The organism is Gemella cuniculi DSM 15828, assembly GCF_000425665.1.
GTDB classification, from domain to species: Bacteria; Bacillota; Bacilli; order Staphylococcales; family Gemellaceae; genus Gemella; species Gemella cuniculi.
Window position 1 is genome coordinate 1 of sequence record NZ_AUDW01000008.1, and the last position, 20,277, is coordinate 20,277.

The following is a 20,277-nucleotide window of genomic DNA, read 5'->3' on the forward strand; positions in this document are numbered from 1 at the left end:
TTCTACTTTGGTAACTCCATTTTCATTATTTTTATGATTCATATCTTTTTTAGAACTTTTATCTTTACTTTGTGGTTTTGCTTCCATTACTTTGTCTGCTTCTTTTTTTTCTGTTTTAACATTTTCAGACATCATATCAGATTTTTTAGAGGTTTTTCCTGTCATTGTCATCTCTAACTTTTTATTAATATCATCGATACTTTGGGTTTTTATAGTTTCTTTTGCTTCTTTCATTTCAGCAATTTTATTAACTTTCGCATCATTTGCTTTTACTTCGGCAGCAGTCCCCACTAAACTACTCGCTACAATTACTGAAGCAACTCCTACTCCACTAAGGCGTCTAATCGACCACTTAGTACGTTTTTCATTATTTAAATTTCTAAGTTTGTTTTGCATAAATTATTCTCCTTATTTTTTCTTGTTGACTAAAGTATACAACATTAAAATTAAATACCTCTTAGAAAAAATTAAAATATTTCTTAAGTAATTCTTATTTATTCATTATATTTATTTTTTAATTGTGCTACCTATCTCTTACTTTCTGCTAACCTATATTTTAAATTATTAATAAAAAAACTAGAGATAAAAATTTATCTCTAGTTTTTTTATTAATAATTATTATTGATTTCCATATTTTTCAAATAATTCATCTAAAGGTTTATACATTATTTTATTCAAATCTTCAATTAAAAATTGTAATTTTTGTTGAACTTGTACAAATTCTAAAAACTTAGTATTCCCCATTAATTTTTGTTGAATTTCTTCAAATGATTTTAATTCTTCTTCTGACGGTTGTTCACCTGTTTGAGCACCCTCCATCAATTTTTTTTGAGTTGCTACAAATTCTGTATATAATTCCTTCGCTTCTGCATCTGCATATAATGCTTCTGAAGCTGAAATTGATGCTTTATACTCTTCACTTTCTCTTAATGCTCTTTCAAATTCATTTGCTTTATCATAAATATTTGTCATAACCTTTATACTCCTATTTTAATCTGACCTAATTATATCATAGTTTTACCTTTTTTAACAATTAAAATTGATTTTTCTAAATTTATACACATTCAATCGCTTCTTTTTCAAACATTTCTGCATTATTAATAAATATTATTGAAACACTAACTTTTTAAAATTTTAGTGTTTCACATTAATACCACCATAATTTTTTATATCTATGCCCTATTTGTAGGGATAAATCTTTTTTGTTTTGATCTACACCATTTATGTACAATTTCCCTGCTGTATACATATCAACTAACTCATTAGGAACACTTGATATTACAATACTTCCATTATTATCACTTTCTACTTGAGAAAATTTTACAGAATAATCCCCTGCTGGTAAATCATCGAAATACCAACGTAATGTATAAGTTTGTAGTGGTATTTCCCAATAAAGCTCTCTGTAAATGAACGTATGTTCTCTTACCACCTTATTTTCTTTTTTATCAATTATCTCAACTTTATACTTTGAGTTATTTTTTTCATCATATGATGATATGTATCCCCTAATATAATTAAAGCCTCTTGTAGCTTTAAAAGTTTGTTCTACTTCGGTATCTTTATTTACTCTAACTATTCCGTCTCTCAAATAATTATCTGTCGCATAAATACTTATTCCATTAATAACTCTTGAGTCATAGTCCAAGTTCATTGAATAAGATGGTCTTAAAAAACTATCACTCCCTATCTGGAGTGCAAAAACGATTCCAAATGCAATATACAATTTTTTCTTATATTTATCAAAAATTGTTGTCTCGTATCTTTCGGCAAATAATATTAATCCTTTTGCACCTAAAATAAAAATTATTGGCATCCATGCATAAACATATCTAGGTTTTGCTTCCCAAATCAGATGAAACATAAACACACCAAAAATTATTATTTGGAATAAAAAGCATGATGTTATGTATTCTTTTCGTCGTTTATAAATATAGTACACCATTCCAAAAAGAATAACTACATAAATCATCTGTGAGATATAAATGAAGAAACTATTATTACTACCATAGAATAATTGCCATAAGAAACCATCTCCACCACGTAATGCTCTTGTCCCATTCGTATAGTTTATAGAACCATCGCTCCAATTACCACGAATTTTTAACACTATCATTAATAAGTTCAAAAACAATGGTCTATGTGTTACTCGATTAAAAAATAAGCCAAAATCATCCGCCGCTTTATTTTGACTAAGATAAGTAAATTGGAAATCTTGCCAGTTATAACTTCCTCCCTGAATACTCATTCCCATCATTACCCAATGCATCATAGGGAATCTATATCCAGCATCTTGAATGAATCCATAATGATTCCAAAGCATATCAAATCCCTTGCCAAATAAAACAAAAGATATTCCAAATGTAACAATAAGTAGAATTAAATTCTTATACCATTTAAAAAATAACAGATAAATTATTAATGCAGGAATAATAATTATAATATTGGATCTCAAGTTCCAACCAAAAGCCACTAAAACTGCTACCGCAACTATATGTTTCGCTCTGAAAATAAAACTTCCATCAGATGGTATTAATACATATATTATTAATGCAACCATAACTACCATCAAACTGTCTGAATAGTAAAACAAGCTATACATTTGAAATGGAATATAAAGTAACATTAATCCAAAGATAATCGTTTGTTTTTGTTTTGATAATAGTTTCCCTGCTGTTTTGAAAGTTAGATACATAGTTAGTGAAGTTATTGCAAAACAAAAGATGTGCAAAGCCCACACTTCCGAGATATGTAAGAAATTTGCAATTCTATATATCCAATACAAAATTATTGTTGGATTAATATTATTCGGATAAACTAAAAAATACCTTTCTCCTGAAAACCTTCCATAGTTCAACATATAATGTGCTTCGTTTTCTATTTCCGCACCATCTGAAAAATTTAATGTATCCATTGATAAAATTATCGCTTGGAATATCAAATAAACAATCACAATTATCCTATTATACTTCGGAAGTATCTTTTCATCAGTAGCTAATATTTTCTTCACTGCATATATAAAAATAATAAAAACTACAGGAACTCCCAAAAGAAGTGCCAAAGGATTAAGTATTCTCTCATAAACAAAAGGAGCAACATAAGCCCATATCAATGCGACTGTAAACAAAGATATAAAGGTATACGAAAATACATTATGTAAAATTCTTCTCATATTAAATCCTTTCTTTCCTATTTAAGTGATTTGCAAATAAAATTGGTGACATATTAATCATAGTTCTATTAACAAAACTATCACTTGCAAAATATTCTTTTTTTGATTTTATTAATTCTAAAAGTTCTGTTTCTTCTGACATATTTTCATACATTCTTAAAACATCAAAAAGTAAATATCCACATAGTAAATTTAAACTAGATTCATATTTTTTCCCAACTTTAAACTCTTCAATTTTTTTTGTTGCTATCATTATTCTCCTTGTTGAAGCCTCTATCATAGCTTGATTGCGAATAGATTTTTTTTCTTGAATTTCTCTATAGCCTACCCTTGCACTTTGACACACTTTTGTCGCAAAATCAAAAGCTTTTAATTTAAAATATAAATTCTCTAAAGAAAGCATATCTTCTTGGAATCTCAAGTTATATACATCAAGAAATTTTTTTTTGAACATACACGATGTCAAGTTATAATCTAAATCACTTTTCAAGAGAGCTATTTCTTTTACCAAATGTTCAGAACCTGTTGTAACTCTTTCTGCTAAAGAACAAGTATACCCTCTTCTTGTTAGCATAGCTATATCTAACGAATGCACCGAAGCAAGAGAATATAAACTTTCTAAATAATTAGGTTCTAACCTTACATTTTCCTCTATAAAAATAATATAATCTCCCTTGGCAAAATCTAATGCACAATTTTTTGCTGAAGAATTAGAGCCAAGTTGTTTTTTTATGTAATTTATCTTAATATCATCATTTACAGAAATAAATTCCTCTATATCTTGTCCTGACGAATCATCAACAACCAAAATTTCAATATCTTTAAAACTTTGTTTGAAAAGATCTACTATTGTATTAGCAAAACTCGTTACACTTCTAAAAGCAGCCAATACTACCGTTATTTTTCTTTTATTAGTAGTCTTTATTTTTTTTATTAAAATTTCATTCCCCAAAAGCATCGTATCCAAAAAAATGTCTTTGGTTCTATCTAATGTTCTAGTCATAGTTCTTCCTCTACTTTAAGGTTTATATTTAAACAATTATAACATAATTTTTATTTTTTTTCATGCATGAGAAAAAATCAGAGTTACTAAGCACTCTGATTAAGGTTATTATTTTCTTTCCTATTCGTCCACTATATATAATTTCCTCGGTAATAATGATACAAAATAATCTATATACTCACTCGTACTAATAAGTTCAAATGTACATATTTTTTCACTACGCTATGTTTTAAAGTCATTCACTATAGATCATTTATTAAATATCAAAAACTATAAAAATAATTTTGATTTTGCTTTTTCTTCACTTAATTTTTTTGATTTTGCTTTTAAACTCACTAATACTGCCCCACCTATTAATACTATAATCAAGTAAATAAAGAGTATTTTCATATCCCTTTGAGCTGCTGGAATATAAACGCCACCTACTGCTTCACGAAGAAGTCTTATTGAATACGTAAACGGAACTTTAGGATATAAGATTTGGAAAAAATTTGAAGTCATCTGAATTGGAAATGTACCTCCCGAACTTCCAATTTGAAGTACTAAAAGTATAATACATATCGCCTTACCTACATTTCCAAAAATACAAACTATCGTATATATAATAGAAGAAAATAGTAATGCAATTAATAAACCATAAAATACGAATCTATATGGGGAAACTGCCTGCGTCCCTAATAAGTACATATCTCCTAATGTAACTACTAAAGTTTGGAATAACGAAATTATCACAAACAATAATCCACGACCAAAATATTTTTCATAAGGCTTATACTTATTCTCTTCATCTTCTACTTTTGTAGTTAAAAGTGAAGACATAAGAAGTGCTCCCACCCAAATAGACAATACTGTATAAAATGGTGTCATTGCTGAACCGTAGTTTTCGATATGATATAGTTTATTTTCTTGCAAACTTACTGGATTTGCAAAAAATTCTGCTTGCTGTTTATAGTCTACTTTTAATAAATTAAATATCGTGTTCGAATCTATTTCACTTTCTGCTTTTTTAATTTCTTCTGTTAGCTTTCCTAGTTTTTCTTTTATTGTTGGCATCTGTGACTGCAATTTTAAAAGTTTATTATGTGCGTCATTTATTTTTATTTCTGTTTCTGATAATTTTTCAGAAACGTATGGTAGTTGTCCTTGTGCATTATTAATTATATCATTTATTCCATTAATTTTTGCATCAGCTTTTTCTAATACTGTTTTTATGAGTGGTGCTACTTCATCATTCAAACCATTTTCAAAATTAGTTGCCAACTCATTAACATTCTGAGTATTCGTTACAAATTTTTCTTTTAATTCATCTGCAATTTCATCATAATGTTCTATATTATTATATAATGTAGTATTTAATTCGCTAAGTTTTGTTATACCATCACGTAGTGATTTTATTTTTTCTAACTGTACAAAAAATACATTCTCATCCGATAGATTATTAAAATATTCAAAAATATTTTTTACTATGTCTAATCTTTGAAGACTGATATCAAATCTATTATTCAGAGCTTGCATTTGAGATTTTAGATCATCTTTTTTACTCGGTTTTTCTCGAAAGTCTTTTGCAATCTCATTAGCTAGTTTTGATACTTCTTGAATAGATTCTAAATGTTCATTTATTTTTGGAACTAATCTCTCGTTAAAACTTTCAATATTGTTTATTGTAATATCTGCCTTTTGAGCAATCATAATACTATTGGTTGCAACACTATCTATCACAGGTAAAGTTTTTTGTACAGTATTTAAAATACTTTGGCCATGCTCTACTTTCCCAATAAGTTCTGTCAAAGAACTTTCATAACCATTAAAATGTGAGTTAAGTTTTAAAATCTCATTTTTTACTTTTTCTATTGAAGGAAGATTTTCTTCAAATTCGATTCCAGCTTCATGCATTTTTTCAAAAATAACTCCATTAGCCGTCTCAACAAACGATTTACTAATGTTATTAGCAATAGCTGATGCCCCACTATTAGTTATTTTAGGACTAATTGCATTAATTTTTTCGTTAACTGTATATTCTATTATTGCTTTTTTAGGCGTTCCTCTAGTAACAGATGTTATATCTTCACTAAAATTTTTTGGAATTACTATACTTGCGTAATAATCACCAATTTTCACACCATCTTCCGCTTCTTTTTTTGTATTAACAAATTGCCAATCTAAACTTTTATTATTTTTTAATCCCTCTACAAGATTTTCTCCTAAATTTATTTTTTTACCTTCTACCTCTGCACCAAGATCTTCTGTAGTAACAGCCACCTTAATATTATTTGCATGTCCATAAGGATCCCACGAAGCTAAAATATTTGGCCATGCATACATTGAAGGTAAGATAACTAAACCTATTATAATAATCCAAGTATTTGTTTTTCTAAAAACTTCTTTCAAATCATTTTTAAAAATTTGAAAAATATTCTCCACTTAAAAGACTCCTCTCTATATTAAAAAAACTAATTGGAGATATTAAAAATCTCTAATACTAAAAATCTATTTTATCAGAAAAAATATTTTTGGTCAAAAATATTTTTCTTTAATTTATCTCTGAATTAATTTCTGACTACTTTTTGTTTGAAAAATCAATAATACAAAAAAAGTATATAGAACGAAAATAAATTTTCTGGTTCTATATACATACTATTCTATTCTTAAAATATTCTTTAAAATAAATGATAATAAATAAAACTCTTATTTTTACATTTTTATTATATCTTTTAACTTTTTTGCTTGTAAATCAACTATTACCATTTTAACTAAGATATAATACCACATTATCTTTTGTTGATTTTTTTAAATCTATTATGCGCTGATTACTACTCCCTCTAAATTTCAAACTAAGATCTTTTAACGCTATTATAAATGGACCATCAACTAAAACATCACATAATGATAACAATTCCTTTTTATCTTCACTCCCTTCAAGAAGTTGCTCATAGGTATAACCACTATAAATCCATATATCTTTATTATTACCAAATTCTTTTCTAACTCTTTTTACTAGAGATAATGCTACTTGAGTATTTAAAAATGGTTCTCCTCCTAAAATAGTCAACCCCTGAACATAAGAATTTTTTAAATCTCTAATTATTACATCTTCTAATTCCTGCGTATATTCTTTACCTGCATTAAAATTTTGAATACTTTCATTAAAACATTCTTTGCAAGCAAACAGGCAACCGCTAAGGTAAATTGAACATCTTACACCTTCCCCATCAACAAATTGAAATGGTTTATAATCTGCATATTTTTTTTTTGAGTAAGTAGAAGCTAACCAAAAATCTTTTGCCTCTCTATAAGTTTTTATCTTACAATCTATTTCTATATCATCTTTTTTATTATTACTATACTCCGAACTGTCAATAGTACTAATAATAGTCCTCAATTTTTCTTCTCTTGACAAAAATATCACCCCTGTTCTAACTATCATATCATTTTTATTTTTGAAATACAATTTTAAATTAAATTTAAAAATAAAATTTTCAATTACTATTTTCAAACAAACAAAACTATTTTATAATATTATTTGTACTTATAAAAAATGTCAGCTATACCAATAATACTAATGGAGGTTATAAACTATGAAAGTTTTAGTTACTGGGTTTGATAGTTTTGGTGGTGAAAATCTTAATCCATCAAATTTAACCGTTCAAGAATTACCAAATAAACTTGGTAATATCGAAATAAAAAAGATAACTTTACCAACTGTTTTTAAAGAAAGCTCTAAAATTTTGGAAAAAAATATTGAAGATTTCAATCCAAATATTGTTATTTGTGTCGGACAGGCTGGTGGTCGAAGTAAAATAACCGTTGAACGAGTTGCAATAAATATTGATGATGCTCGAATTGGGGATAATAAAAATAATACTCCTATTGACGAAATTATTCGATACGATGGGGATAATGCTTACTTTTCTACTCTTCCTATTAAAGCAATAGTAGAAAATCTTAATATTAATAACATACCTGCGGCCGTCTCCAACACAGCTGGTACATTCGTTTGCAATCATATAATGTACGAAAGTCTATATCTTGCAAGCAAAAAATTTAAAAATATAACAACAGGATTCATCCATATTCCTTATATTGAAGAACAAGTTCAAAATAAACCTAATACACCTTTTATGAAGTTAGACACCATAATTGAAGCATTAAAAATTATTATAAAAACTTCTGCACACTATTACCTAAAAGAAGATATTAAAGTCACTGGCGGCCGTGAACATTAGCTTATAATTTTAAAAAAAAAAGAAGAAATAAATGATCTACTAATTTGAAAAGTCAAATAGTTTTGAATTAGTAAAATTAAAATTCTTCTTTTTTTATTGACAAATAGTATATTAAGTATATAATATATAAAGTATATTATTTTTTAGAGGAGGAGTTTTTTTGTTAAAAGACACTTTAGGTTATAAACTTGTAACTATTTTAGATAAAATAAAAAATTATTCCAAACATACTTTTTCTGAAATTGGAATTACTCATGGAAATTTTATAGTTTTACTTTATATTTCTGAAAATGAAGGTGTTACTCAAGCTAAACTTGCTGAAATAAGTAGAAAAGATAAAAATATCATAAGTAGAAATATAGATGTATTAGAAGAAAAAGGATTTGTTATACGTTCAAGAGGCGAACTAGATCGTCGTTCTTACACTTTATTTTTAACCGATAAAGGTAAAAATGTTATTTCTACTCATGAGCATTTAATTATAAATGGTGAACAAAATGTTTTAAAAAATCTAACATCAGAAGAGATAAAAACTTTATATATTCTATTAAATAAAGTTACTAAATAATTATTGGAGGAAAATATATGACAAATTCTACCATGAAAAATCCACTCGGAGAGAAAAGTATTAAAAAATTATTAATATCACTTGCATGGCCAGCTATTACTGCAAATATTATTAACTCACTTTATAGTATTATTGATCAAATTTTTATTGGACAAGGTGTTGGTTATTTAGGAAATGCCGCCACTAATGTTGCATTTCCAATTACAACTATTTGCTTAACAGTGGGGTTAACGATTGGAATTGGAGCTGCTTCTAATTTTAATTTAGAATTAGGGCGTGGTAATTCTGAAAAAGCGAAATCTGTTGTAGGTACTTCCGTATCATCATTAATTATTATTGGAATTATTCTTACAATTTTAATTCATATCTTTTTAAAACCATTGATGTACGCATTTGGTTCTACTGAAGAAATTCTAGAATATGCGATGACTTTTGCAGGAATTACTTCTTTAGGTATTCCATTTTTACTAATTTCTATCAGTACAAACCCTATTGTTAGGTCCGATAATAGCCCAAAATATTCTATGATTTCTATCGTTATTGGTGCTGTACTTAATATAATATTAAATCCCATTTTTATTTTTGGTTTCGGATGGGGAATTGCAGGATCTGCTTGGGCAACAGTAATAAGTCAATTTATTTCAGCAATGATTTTATTATTTTACTTCCCTAGATTTAAAAGTGTTAAATTTGAGAAAAAAGATTTTATTCCAAAATTCTCATTATTAAAAATCTCAGTTTCTCTTGGAATGACTTCCTTTGTCTTTCAAGGTTCTAATATGATTATCCAAATCGTAACGAATAATTTATTAAATATACATGGGGCTGAATCTGTTTATGGAAATGATATTCCTATAGCAGTTGCAGGCATTGTTGCAAAAATAAATATAATCTTTGTTTCTATTATAATAGGATTAGTTCAAGGTGCTCAACCAATTTTCGGTTTCAATTATGGTGCTAAAAAGTACGAAAGAGTTCGTGAAACTATGCGTTATATGATAAAATATGCCGTAATAATTTCTGTTTCCTTCTTTTTAATTTTTGAAATTTTTCCTAAACAAATAGTTAGCGTTTTTGGAAATGGTAATGAACTTTATTTTGATTTTGCTGTTAAGTATATGAGATTTTTCTTACTATTTACATTTATTAATGGTATCCAAATTTCTAGTTCAACATTTTTTGCTGCAATAGGAAAACCAAAAATTGGAGTTACGATAGCTTTAACTAAACAACTTATAATATTATTACCTATGCTACTCATTCTTTCACATTTATATGGAATTGATGGAATTATTTATGCTACACCAATTACAGACCTTTGTTCATTTTCAGTTTCATTGTTCTTTTTGGTGAGAGAATTTAAAACTATGCCTAAATATAATTTAGCATAATAAAAAATAAGAAATAACCATTTAGGTTATTTCTTATTTTACTTCATAATATTTTCTATTATCTAGTTGCTACATATTTTAATTCATCTTTGTGTTTGGCTATAAAATCATTCATTTCGTTATCTGGAATTTGACGAAGATATAAATTAGATCTTATAGTTTCATCTTCCTCACGACAAGTTGATAATACCAAGTATTTATCTTTTCCATCTAGTTTTACATTATCATTTTTAGTTTTTGCATCTTTTTTAACATTAGTTAATTGATTTAAGAAATCTTCATCATTTTCAAAATCTAAACGATAAAACGATGTTGTTTCTGGTACTATTGTTAAAAATGCTGCTTCATAATAATACTTTCTTTCTGGTGTTTCTACCACTACATATTTATGTTTATCCATATAATCTTGTTTATCATAAAAGTTTACGTCATTAAACATACGGTGATCTCCCACTTTACTTCCTCTTGCATGCCCAAATAACCAAGTTAATCTATCACCAAAATCTTTTTTATTATCCATATCCATGAATACTGTTCCTAAATATGGTGCATGTCCACCTTCAAAAGTTTTATCTAAGTATGTTTCGTTATCATTTGTTTGTACCACTGGCTCATCTAAATCAGTTCCTGGAGCATAAATATAAGCAACAACTTCATTATTTACTTTTGATAAATCGGTAAAACGTTTATTTAAATAGTCTTTTTCCTCTTTACTTACTTGATAAGTTGAAGTTTGTGAATTAGAATTATTTGACGCATCATCATTTTTACTACACCCTGATACAAAAACTACAGATGTAACTAATGCAACAACTAAAAGTAAAACAGAAAAAATCTTTCTGAAATTAAATATTTTTTTCATTTTTATATCCTTCCTTTTAACAATACTGTACTCTATTATATACTATATTCGCCTATCTTACAACTACTGCAGTACCGGTCGCTGTTACAAGAAGCATATTACTTCCATCACTACCTAGACCATCAAAATCTATTCTAATACCTACTACAGCATTAGCACCCATAGTTTCAGCACGCTCTTCCAGTTCTTTCAACACTTCTGTACGTGCTTTAATTATTTCTTCTTCATATCCTTGGCTACGTCCGCCAAAAAAATTTCTGAACCCTGCCCCAATATCCTTCAAAAAGTTAATACCAGCAACTATCTCCCCTGTTGCCAGTCCTCTATATTCTATTATTTCCATTCCGGGTACATTTTGTGTTGTTGTTAAAATCATAACCTTCCTCCTAAATTTATAAATTAATCAACTAGAATATCTAGTACTTCTTCTAATGTTGCACCTAAGAAATATGAATTTATATCTATTCGTTCCAATATATTTTTTATATCCTCTTTTTGGTATTTAATCCCCACCAGTTTTTTAGCAATATCTTCTACATCCATAACTCCGAAGAAATCCCCAAAGAATTTAATACTTGTGATAACACCTTGTTCTACCATAATATTAGCTTCTATTTTTCCAGTTTTTAATCTTCTGTTACGTTTAATATTAAAATCAGGATTTTTACCATATACCCAATCCCAAGAATTATTCTTTTCTTCTTGAATTTTTAGAATAGCTTTTTCATCTTCCTCTGTTGCAACGAAACTTACCATTTCATATTTTTCACTCATATATTTTTTCAGTGCTTCAACAAAGTCCCCCACAGTCATATCTTTGTTAGGTAAATGATTTTTGATATTCGTTACACGAGAACGAACAGATTTTATTCCCTTAGATTCTATTTTATCTTTTGAAACTTTTAGTGCATCTGCTAAAACAGTCGTATCGACATCAAACATCAAACATCCATGATGCATAATTCTTCCTGCACGAACATATTGTGCATTCCCGCAGAATTTTCTTCCATCAATTTCTAAATCATTTCTTCCTGTAAATTCTGCCTTAACTCCTAATGATGCTAACGCATCGATTACTGGTTGAGAAAATGATTTAAAGTCAAATTCTTCTCCGCTTCTTCCGTTAGAAATAATTGTATAATTTAAATTGTTCAAATCATGATAAACAGCTCCACCGCCACTTACACGACGAACTATTTTTATTCCATTTTCATCACAGAACTTCTGATTAACTTCTTCTGTTGTATTTTGATTTTTTCCAACCACTATACATGGTTCATTAATCCATAACATAAATACATCGTCCTTTTTTGCAAGTTCGTTAAATGCATAAAACTCCAATGCTGTGTTATAGCGTGGATCATTGCTTTTTGATTCTATGTATATCATTACTAATCTCCTTAAAATTAAACTTATTCCTTTACACTATATTATAATATAAAAATTACTTTTTAAAAACTAAAACACTAAATATTTTTTTTAATATAAGTTTTTGAGTTTATTCAACAAACTTTTGTAATAATGTGATATAATTAAGAGAAATTATTAAATTTTATTTTAAAGGAGTTTACCCACTTATGACAAAAATTATTTTAACTGGAGATAGACCTACAGGAAAACTTCACCTAGGCCACTATGTTGGCTCTTTAAAAAATAGAGTTAAATTACAAAATGAAGATGATACAGAAATATTTATTATGGTTGCAGATCAACAAGCATTAACTGACAATGCTGATAATCCTGGAAAAGTCATCGAGAATATCACTGAAGTCGCACTAGACTACCTTGCCGTCGGAATTGATCCTACAAAAACAACAATATTTATTCAATCACAAATTCCTCAACTTGCAGAACTTTATATGTATTATATGAATTTAGTTACAGTATCAAGATTACAACGTAATCCTACTGTTAAACAAGAAATTAACGACAAAAAATTTGGAGAAAGTATCCCAGCCGGTTTTTTCACATATCCAGTAAGTCAGGCTGCAGATATAACTGCATTTAAGGCAACTCATGTTCCTGTTGGAGAAGATCAAAAACCAATGATTGAACAAACTCGCGAAATTGTTAGAGATTTCAATAGGACTTACAACAAAGAAGTTCTTGTACTTCCTGAAATAGTTCTTCCACCAAAAAATCATGCACGTTTAGTTGGAATTGATGGACAAGGAAAAATGAGTAAAAGTCTTAACAATGGAATCTATCTTGGAGATAGTGAAGAAAATATTAAAGCTAAAATTATGAAAATGTACACCGATCCTAATCATATCCGTGTAGAAGATCCTGGGCAAGTAGAGGGAAATGTTGTTTTTAAATATCTTGATATTTTTGATTCTAGATCCGATGAAATTGCTGAACTTAAAGAACATTACAGTCGTGGCGGCCTAGGAGACGTAAAACTTAAAAAGCGTCTTAATGAAGTTATGCAAGAATACTTAAAACCTATTCGTACTCGTCGTGAAGAATTTGCGAAAGATAAAGCTGAAGTTTATAATATACTAAAAGCTGGAAGTGAAAAAGCAGAACGTGTTGCAGCCAAAACACTTGATGAAGTAAAAGATGCTATGGGAATTAACTACTTTAAAAAATAATAAATTATACTAATCTATTTGTTCATAAGTGTATTTAATTCAACTACATTGATTAATGTTTTATTTTTTATTAATATAAATTTATTTTTTAGGAGGTAATATGGCAAAAAAGAAAAAACAAAATTTGTCATTTTTTTCAATTATTTCTATCATAATAGTTGTTCTTGTTGCATTTATTATTAGTAGATATACTTACAATAAATCACATTCTACTTCAACTAGTCAAACTACTTTTTCTAGTACATCAGCTATTCCCCAAGATGTTATAAATTCACTCTCAGCACCTAAAGAAAATGAAGCATCAGACAATAATAAATATAAAGTTCTAAATAATAATAATCCTTATTTTAGCAAAGAAGATTTATCAACTTCTTCGTTTGAAAATTATAGTAATCTTGATAAACTTGGACGTGTTGGTCAAGCTAACGCTATTATTGGAGTTGATCTTATGCCAACTGAAAAACGTGAAGAAATATCAAAAGTTCGTCCTAGCGGTTGGCAAAGCAATAGAGGTTCCCATGTTTATGATCGTTCACATCTAATTGCATTCCAACTAGCCGGTGAGAATGCTAATGAAAAAAATTTAATGACTGGTACTCGATTTATGAATTTAAACATGATTCCATTTGAAAATCAAGTAGCAGACTACGTTAAAAATACTAAAAAACATGTTCGTTATCGTGTAACTCCTGTTTATAAAGATAATGACTTGGTAGCCCAAGGTGTCATAATGGAGGCTATGTCAGTTGAAGACAGTGGAGCTAGCATTAAATATAACGTATTTATTTATAACTACCAAAAAGGTGTAACCATAGATTATAAAACTGGCAAATATACGGTTAAATAACTGATCTTTATAAAATTTTCCAATATTAACTTGAACGTCTAAAATAATAACAAAATTTTACTAAATATATACAAAAGCAAAATTTTATCTGTTTCAAAATTAACTTCACAGAAAGATTTAAAAAATAGGAGTAACTTAAGAATAATGATTTCATAAAAATCTATTTTTTAAGTTATTCCTATTTTTTATTATTGATCATTAATACATAAAAGAGTGATTTTATTTCTAATCATTTCTTATAAATTTTTCCGCTATTGCTAAACTTATTATTAAAAGTAAAATAGCTCCAGCCCAAATTAAAACACTTTCAGGCTCATTATGTTCAACTATAATAAGTCTTACTATCGCTGTTATTCCAATATAAATGAAGTATCTTAATGGAAAATGATAGTTATTTTTAAAATATTTCACTATTAACGCAATAAACTCAAAGTATAAAAAGAAAATTACAATTTCTTCTATCAAACTTTGATAATTTCCATCTCCATTTAAAAATTTCATAGTTTGAATCACAATCTCTTTAGTTTCTATTAACAATGAAAATGATAAAATTATACCCATAACTATTAAAGCTATATTCATTATCCACAAAAATACATTTGATATTTTCTTAGCAAAATTATCCATGCAAACCTCCTTCTATTCAATAAACAATTCTACCACAACTATAACTATAATTCTACTTATCCTTATTACGTTTTTTAATAGTATCTTTACACACACTACAGTCCATTGATAATTACTTTTCTATATTTTTCTTAAAAAAATTAAGGAGTACTACTTTTAAAGAAATATTCTCAATATTCTTCTCAAGGAAAAATCGCTTAGCTTTCAAGATATAATAATCAAGTAAAATATTTTTTTGTGATTATCAAATAATAATCGGTAACCTCTTTTTTATTATTCTTTCAAAATAATAAATTCAATAAATAAAAAAGAGGCACTACTTTGTTTTTAATTCTTTTGTGTATTTTGGCATGAAAAAACCCCTCCATCCCTATTCCGGATTTTGGGGTTCGGCTCATATTTATTACCTCTTTTTTTATATGAAAATATAACTTTATAAAATAAATATTTGTAGCTAGTTTTTATAGAACAAAGATCTAAATATAAATTATTTCTTTTTTAGCTGGTAGTATGATTATAGTATACAATTATACCAAACACTGTCCACAATATTAAAAATATTAGTGCAGGCATCTTTAACATTGCAGGCGAATAAGGAAATAGTAATAATAATATAAATCCTATTGATACAATCATTGCAGCAAAACATAATATCTTGACATATTTTACTTTAGAATTTTTGTAACTAATATAACTAACATACCCATAAGCAACTGCTGCCAAAACACTTGCCATATCTACGATATACAAAATAACTTCTCTTCCAATCCATGGAGCAATTAAACTCACAACTGCTACAAAAATTATTGCATACGGATATACATCATTTGCATTTTTTTTGCTATATTTTTTATCCATTATACCTTTTTGTGAAAGTGAAGCAATTAGTTTGCTACTCGCAATCATAAAACCATTTATTCCACCTGTTATAGCCGCCCACAAAGCAACCAACATAATTGAAAAACCTACATATCCTAATTTACTAATAACAGAATCTGCTACTGCCCAATTTGTTTGAATGGCTTGTTCTCGAGAAAAACTAAATCCTGCTACAAGATTTAAACCTGCATATATAAAAACTCCAATTAATATTGATATCAGGGCTAACAGTGTTGCCCTATGTGCTTTAAACTTCAATTCTCTTGCTACTTGTGGAATCACATCAAAACCAACAAATAAAAATGGGACTATTGAGATTACCGTTGAAATCTCTTTAAAAGAAAAACTATAATTTTCTAAATAATTCTTTTGAAATACTTTTAAATCACTCTTATATCCTACAAAAAAAACTAATAAAAAAACTATAATAACCAGTAAAAAACTCATTATATTTTGAACTTTCGAACTCACCTTCAATCCTTTTATATTAATGTATGAAAAAATAATAATTACCAAACTCATTATTAAAACATCACTAACATAAACCTTATAACTGGCAACAGTATACAAATATCCAAAACTATATTTTTCTCCAAAAATAACCTTAAATAAAAGTACATATGCACTTGCATTTAGTGGTATCATACTCAAATAACACAGACTTAATGACCATCCTACTATAAAGCCATGTCCACGCCCTAAATTATTTAAAGTATAAGTAAATTCTCCACCTTCTTCTATATGTCCATGCAGCATAACATGATAAGCAACCTGAATTAACATTACAAGTACACCACCAGCAATTAAGCCTATTGTTGTATTAATTACACCTGATTGATTTAAAAATTGTTTTCCTGGTAATGTAAAAGAACCCCAACCAATAATGGAGCCAATTACTAGAGCTAGTACATCAAAACGTCCTAACTTTTTCTCCATTCTCAAACTCCTTTTTACATTTTTATTTTATTAAATATAAGAGTGGGACGAGAAACATAAATTCCCAACTCCCCACTCTTATTTTTCATCTAATTTTCTACCTATTATAGTAAATTAAATCTATAATTTGTAACAATAGGTTCTCTTCCTGTTGTAATATCTGTAAAATATTCATAAAGTGAGATTGCTAAAAATGAACCAGAAATATTGACTACATTTTTATATCCACGCATGTTTAATTCTCTAACCATATAATAACTACGTTGTGATGATAAACAATGTACATATACTGGACGATCTGTTGGAATTTCATCTAGTCTGTCTCTAAATTCACTAAGTGGAATATTTACAGCACCTTTTATATGCCCTTCTTCATACTCAACTTTTTCTCTTGAGTCAATAATAAAAGCTCCATCTTCAACTAATTTTCTAACTTTACTAGTTCTTACTTGTTTATATTCTCCATTTAGTAAGTTACAAGCTACTAATGCAGCCATATTTGTCGCATCTTTTGCAGTCGTAAAATACGGAGAATAACATAATTCTAGTTCTTTTAAATCTTCTATGTTAGCTCTATTCATTATCATAGCAGCAATAATATCCACTCGTTTATCAACAGTACCTTTACCTACAGACTGAGCTCCAAGAATTTGACCAGTTGGTACTTGGAATATTAATTTAAAATGAATTGGATTTGCTTTCGGCATTAGACCAACTTTGTCTTTCGGAATAACATATGCAACCTCATAATCTATTCCTAGTTTCTTACAATCTTTTTCATTTAATCCTGTACTTGCTGCATTATAATCAAAAATTTTCACTACTGAAGATCCTATAACTCCTGTGTTTCTATAAGTTCTTCCATAAATATGGTCTGCAGCTGCACGTGCTTGTCTTTGTGCTGGACCTGCTAAAGTCAAACGAACTTTTTTATTTGTAATAAAATGGGTTACTTCTATAGCATCACCTACTGCATAAATATCTGGATTTGAAGTTTGATAATGATGATTTACTAAAATACCTCCAGTTTCTCCAAACTCTAAGCCAGCGTCTTTTGCCAATTTGGCATCTGGAACTACACCAATCGCAAGTACAACTGCTCCTGCTTTAATTTCTTTTCCAGATTCTAAAACTATTTTACCATCCACTACTTCTGCTAATTTTTCATTATATAAAAGATTAACACCTTTATCATAAATTTCTTTATTTAACACTTGTACCAAATCATAATCCATCGGAGCAAGTATTTGATTCGTCCCTTCTACTAAAGTTACATTTTTTCCAACTTCTCTCAAGCTTTCCATAACTTCTAAACCAATAAAACCACCACCTATTACGGCAACATCTTCTATTTTGTTCGAATCAATGTATTTTTTTAATCTATCAATATCCACAACATTTTTTACTGTGAAGACATTCTCTCTGTCAACTCCCTTAATGGAGGAAGGTCGTATTGCTTTTGCCCCTGGTGATAAAATCAATTTATCATAACTTTCTTCATACTCTTCACCAGTATCTACTTTTTTTATAGTAATAATTTTTCTTTCTTTATCAATGCTAAGTACTTCATGCTGAACTTTCACGTTTAAATTATATTGATTTTTTAAAAGTTCTGGTGTCATTAAAATTAAATCATCTGCTTCCTCTATTATTCCAGATAAGTGAAATGGCAAACAACAATTTGAAAAACTTACATGCGGTCCTTTTTCAAATACTTGAATATCTGCATATGGATCTAATCTTCTTAAACGAGCTGCTGTAGACATTCCTCCAGCTACTCCTCCTACTACTAAATATTTTTTGCTCATATTTTGAGACCTCCTCTTATATATTTTTTATTTAAAATCATTAATATCTCTATGTCTTGGCGGAATTAGACATGAACTTCCTTTAAACAGTTTTAATCCAGCTACTGCTCCAAGCGAAATTGCTACTAAGAACACCCATCCTGAAATAGAAAAATTAGGTAATGAAGAATATAATGCTCCTATGTTACAGCCTTTTGCTAAACGAGAACCAAATCCCATAAGCAATCCACCAAGTCCAAATAAAAATGCATTGGTTGAGTTAAATTTTAAACTAAGTTTAAATCTTCCTGCCATAAGAAATGCTAAAAATGATCCTACAACAATTCCGATATCTAAAATTACTCCTGCATCTGCCAAAATTCCGTTTGAAATAGCTTTATAAACAGAATCAAAAGCTTTATCATCAAAGTGAATTCCAAATAATCCTAAAAACCATACTGCAATATGCGTAAACGCTGAAGTTACACCCCATGCTTTATTTGTAAAAATTATATAGCATCCTGAAATGACTGCAAGAATAAATGCACCAGTTTTAAAGCTCCATCTTTCCACAAAAACTTTATGATACAGTGCAGCTCCCCATGGACTAACATCTAAATTATCTTTTAATTCTTTTTCAAAATCTTCATAATCTGATTTAGGATCTAAATATGTTCCTTCTTTCTTTCTTCTATTTTCATATTTTTTAGTTATAATGTATAGAACTAATAACCCTATAAGTGTTAAAATAATTGCTCCTAAGTATCCTACATATTGAGGAAAATGCATCCTTACTCCAACTTTCCCTATAGGATTTCTATCAATTACTTCTCTTAAATAATGACCAGGAATAGTACCTAAAATAAATAATGGGAAAGCAATCATAGCATGACCTTCACCTTCACCAAAATCGGCAAGAGTTCCTGATGCACACCCCCCTGCAATTATCATTCCTATACCAAATAAAAATCCTCCTAAAACTGTCCCTATGTTAGTCATAAAAACATTTTGGGTTCCTGGAATTATAGCTTCACCATGCTTGGCCATGAAGGCTGGAATTGCCCCCTTAGTGCTTGCTGTCCATTGGATCGCACCATAAATTAATGTTACTACTGCAAAAGTAATTAATAGTGCTTTTGTTAAACTACCTTCACCTCTGACATAAATTCTCTTTATACCACCCGCAAATCCAAATCTTGATCTAGTTAACGTATATCCGAATCCTAACCCTATTAATAATCCAAATATTAATTTCGGTGTATGCAATTTAAATGAAAACCAAATCAAAAACAATACTATTACACATCCTATCATAGGTTGTACTTTATTAAATTTTTTTGAAAATTCTTCTGTATTCATACTTTTTCTCCTTTAATTAATCTTATTTT

Annotated in this window: 18 protein-coding genes; 5 read left to right on the top strand and 13 right to left on the bottom strand. The window is 28.4% G+C overall.

What is annotated here, in order from left to right:
- The 6 genes from H612_RS09845 to nrdG form a co-directional block, all read right to left on the bottom strand.
- The coding region (locus tag H612_RS09845; protein WP_035500109.1) for a YSIRK-type signal peptide-containing protein at window positions 1-396 on the bottom strand (396 nt) is incomplete at its 3' end.
- A 222-nt stretch (window positions 397-618) separates the two neighbouring features.
- On the bottom strand, window positions 619-972 hold the full coding sequence (locus tag H612_RS0101220; protein ID WP_027129797.1) for a YlbF family regulator: 354 nt from the start codon (window positions 970-972) through the stop codon (window positions 619-621).
- Between the two features lie 175 nt (window positions 973-1,147).
- On the bottom strand, window positions 1,148-3,172 hold the full coding sequence (locus tag H612_RS0101225; RefSeq protein WP_027129798.1) for a glycosyltransferase family 39 protein: 2,025 nt from the start codon (window positions 3,170-3,172) through the stop codon (window positions 1,148-1,150).
- A 1-nt stretch (window position 3,173) separates the two neighbouring features.
- Window positions 3,174-4,175: a glycosyltransferase family 2 protein gene (locus tag H612_RS0101230; RefSeq protein ID WP_027129799.1), complete on the bottom strand. Its 1,002-nt coding sequence runs from the start codon at window positions 4,173-4,175 to the stop codon at window positions 3,174-3,176.
- Window positions 4,176-4,445: 270 nt separating this feature from the next.
- The gene (locus H612_RS0101235) at window positions 4,446-6,596 is read right to left on the bottom strand and encodes a YhgE/Pip domain-containing protein (RefSeq protein WP_027129800.1); all 2,151 of its coding nucleotides are present in this window, start codon (window positions 6,594-6,596) and stop codon (window positions 4,446-4,448) included.
- 325 nt (window positions 6,597-6,921) lie between these two features.
- Window positions 6,922-7,572, bottom strand: coding sequence for an anaerobic ribonucleoside-triphosphate reductase activating protein (gene nrdG / locus H612_RS0101240; protein ID WP_027129801.1), 651 nt, complete (start codon window positions 7,570-7,572; stop codon window positions 6,922-6,924).
- A 178-nt stretch (window positions 7,573-7,750) separates the two neighbouring features.
- Between nrdG and pcp the strand changes: the two genes are divergently transcribed.
- The 3 genes from pcp (at window position 7,751) to H612_RS0101255 (ending at window position 10,357) form a co-directional block, all read left to right on the top strand.
- Entirely contained in the window at window positions 7,751-8,398 is a 648-nt protein-coding gene (gene pcp / locus H612_RS0101245; protein ID WP_027129802.1) for a pyroglutamyl-peptidase I, read from the top strand.
- Between the two features lie 160 nt (window positions 8,399-8,558).
- Window positions 8,559-8,966 (top strand): MarR family winged helix-turn-helix transcriptional regulator, encoded by a 408-nt coding sequence (locus H612_RS0101250; RefSeq protein ID WP_027129803.1) that lies wholly within the window; start codon window positions 8,559-8,561, stop codon window positions 8,964-8,966.
- Window positions 8,967-8,983: 17 nt separating this feature from the next.
- Complete coding sequence (locus tag H612_RS0101255; protein WP_027129804.1) at window positions 8,984-10,357, top strand: MATE family efflux transporter; 1,374 nt, start codon at window positions 8,984-8,986, stop codon at window positions 10,355-10,357.
- A gap of 58 nt (window positions 10,358-10,415) precedes the next feature.
- Here the strand turns inward: H612_RS0101255 and srtB are convergent, their stop codons facing one another.
- The 3 genes from srtB to lplA are packed head-to-tail and all read right to left on the bottom strand — an operon-like array spanning window position 10,416 to window position 12,608.
- Window positions 10,416-11,219 (bottom strand): class B sortase, LPKTxAVK-specific, encoded by an 804-nt coding sequence (srtB, locus tag H612_RS0101260; protein ID WP_027129805.1) that lies wholly within the window; start codon window positions 11,217-11,219, stop codon window positions 10,416-10,418.
- 52 nt (window positions 11,220-11,271) lie between these two features.
- Entirely contained in the window at window positions 11,272-11,595 is a 324-nt protein-coding gene (locus H612_RS0101265; RefSeq protein ID WP_027129806.1) for a heavy metal-binding domain-containing protein, read from the bottom strand.
- Between the two features lie 23 nt (window positions 11,596-11,618).
- Window positions 11,619-12,608: a lipoate--protein ligase gene (lplA, locus tag H612_RS0101270; protein WP_027129807.1), complete on the bottom strand. Its 990-nt coding sequence runs from the start codon at window positions 12,606-12,608 to the stop codon at window positions 11,619-11,621.
- 188 nt (window positions 12,609-12,796) lie between these two features.
- Between lplA and trpS the strand changes: the two genes are divergently transcribed.
- Window positions 12,797-13,813: a tryptophan--tRNA ligase gene (trpS, locus tag H612_RS0101275; protein ID WP_027129808.1), complete on the top strand. Its 1,017-nt coding sequence runs from the start codon at window positions 12,797-12,799 to the stop codon at window positions 13,811-13,813.
- A 100-nt stretch (window positions 13,814-13,913) separates the two neighbouring features.
- The gene (locus tag H612_RS0101280; RefSeq protein ID WP_027129809.1) at window positions 13,914-14,660 is read left to right on the top strand and encodes a DNA/RNA non-specific endonuclease; all 747 of its coding nucleotides are present in this window, start codon (window positions 13,914-13,916) and stop codon (window positions 14,658-14,660) included.
- Between the two features lie 225 nt (window positions 14,661-14,885).
- On the opposite strand, the gene psiE is transcribed toward H612_RS0101280, so the two are convergent.
- The 4 genes from psiE to H612_RS0101300 all read right to left on the bottom strand — a co-directional run bounded on the left by psiE (window position 14,886) and on the right by H612_RS0101300 (window position 20,248).
- A complete protein-coding gene (gene psiE, locus H612_RS0101285) occupies window positions 14,886-15,287 on the bottom strand; it encodes a phosphate-starvation-inducible protein PsiE (protein WP_027129810.1) in 402 nt (133 codons plus the stop codon).
- 498 nt (window positions 15,288-15,785) lie between these two features.
- Window positions 15,786-17,102: an APC family permease gene (locus H612_RS0101290; protein WP_027129811.1), complete on the bottom strand. Its 1,317-nt coding sequence runs from the start codon at window positions 17,100-17,102 to the stop codon at window positions 15,786-15,788.
- A gap of 104 nt (window positions 17,103-17,206) precedes the next feature.
- Window positions 17,207-18,910: an FAD-dependent oxidoreductase gene (locus tag H612_RS0101295; RefSeq protein WP_027129812.1), complete on the bottom strand. Its 1,704-nt coding sequence runs from the start codon at window positions 18,908-18,910 to the stop codon at window positions 17,207-17,209.
- A 27-nt stretch (window positions 18,911-18,937) separates the two neighbouring features.
- Window positions 18,938-20,248, bottom strand: coding sequence for a YeeE/YedE family protein (locus H612_RS0101300; protein WP_027129813.1), 1,311 nt, complete (start codon window positions 20,246-20,248; stop codon window positions 18,938-18,940).
- Between the last annotated feature and the right edge of the window lie 29 nt (window positions 20,249-20,277).

What these genes read in the sequence shown, in the direction of transcription:
- H612_RS0101220 (WP_027129797.1), bottom strand. Translation starts at nt 972, where the DNA reads ATGACAAATATTTATGATAAAGCAAATGAATTTGAAAGAGCATTAAGA.
- H612_RS0101225 (WP_027129798.1), bottom strand. Translation starts at nt 3,172, where the DNA reads ATGAGAAGAATTTTACATAATGTATTTTCGTATACCTTTATATCTTTG.
- H612_RS0101230 (WP_027129799.1), bottom strand. Translation starts at nt 4,175, where the DNA reads ATGACTAGAACATTAGATAGAACCAAAGACATTTTTTTGGATACGATG.
- pcp (WP_027129802.1), top strand. Translation starts at nt 7,751, where the DNA reads ATGAAAGTTTTAGTTACTGGGTTTGATAGTTTTGGTGGTGAAAATCTT.
- H612_RS0101255 (WP_027129804.1), top strand. Translation starts at nt 8,984, where the DNA reads ATGACAAATTCTACCATGAAAAATCCACTCGGAGAGAAAAGTATTAAA.
- srtB (WP_027129805.1), bottom strand. Translation starts at nt 11,219, where the DNA reads ATGAAAAAAATATTTAATTTCAGAAAGATTTTTTCTGTTTTACTTTTA.
- H612_RS0101265 (WP_027129806.1), bottom strand. Translation starts at nt 11,595, where the DNA reads ATGATTTTAACAACAACACAAAATGTACCCGGAATGGAAATAATAGAA.
- lplA (WP_027129807.1), bottom strand. Translation starts at nt 12,608, where the DNA reads ATGATATACATAGAATCAAAAAGCAATGATCCACGCTATAACACAGCA.
- trpS (WP_027129808.1), top strand. Translation starts at nt 12,797, where the DNA reads ATGACAAAAATTATTTTAACTGGAGATAGACCTACAGGAAAACTTCAC.
- H612_RS0101280 (WP_027129809.1), top strand. Translation starts at nt 13,914, where the DNA reads ATGGCAAAAAAGAAAAAACAAAATTTGTCATTTTTTTCAATTATTTCT.
- psiE (WP_027129810.1), bottom strand. Translation starts at nt 15,287, where the DNA reads ATGGATAATTTTGCTAAGAAAATATCAAATGTATTTTTGTGGATAATG.
- H612_RS0101290 (WP_027129811.1), bottom strand. Translation starts at nt 17,102, where the DNA reads ATGGAGAAAAAGTTAGGACGTTTTGATGTACTAGCTCTAGTAATTGGC.
- H612_RS0101295 (WP_027129812.1), bottom strand. Translation starts at nt 18,910, where the DNA reads ATGAGCAAAAAATATTTAGTAGTAGGAGGAGTAGCTGGAGGAATGTCT.
- H612_RS0101300 (WP_027129813.1), bottom strand. Translation starts at nt 20,248, where the DNA reads ATGAATACAGAAGAATTTTCAAAAAAATTTAATAAAGTACAACCTATG.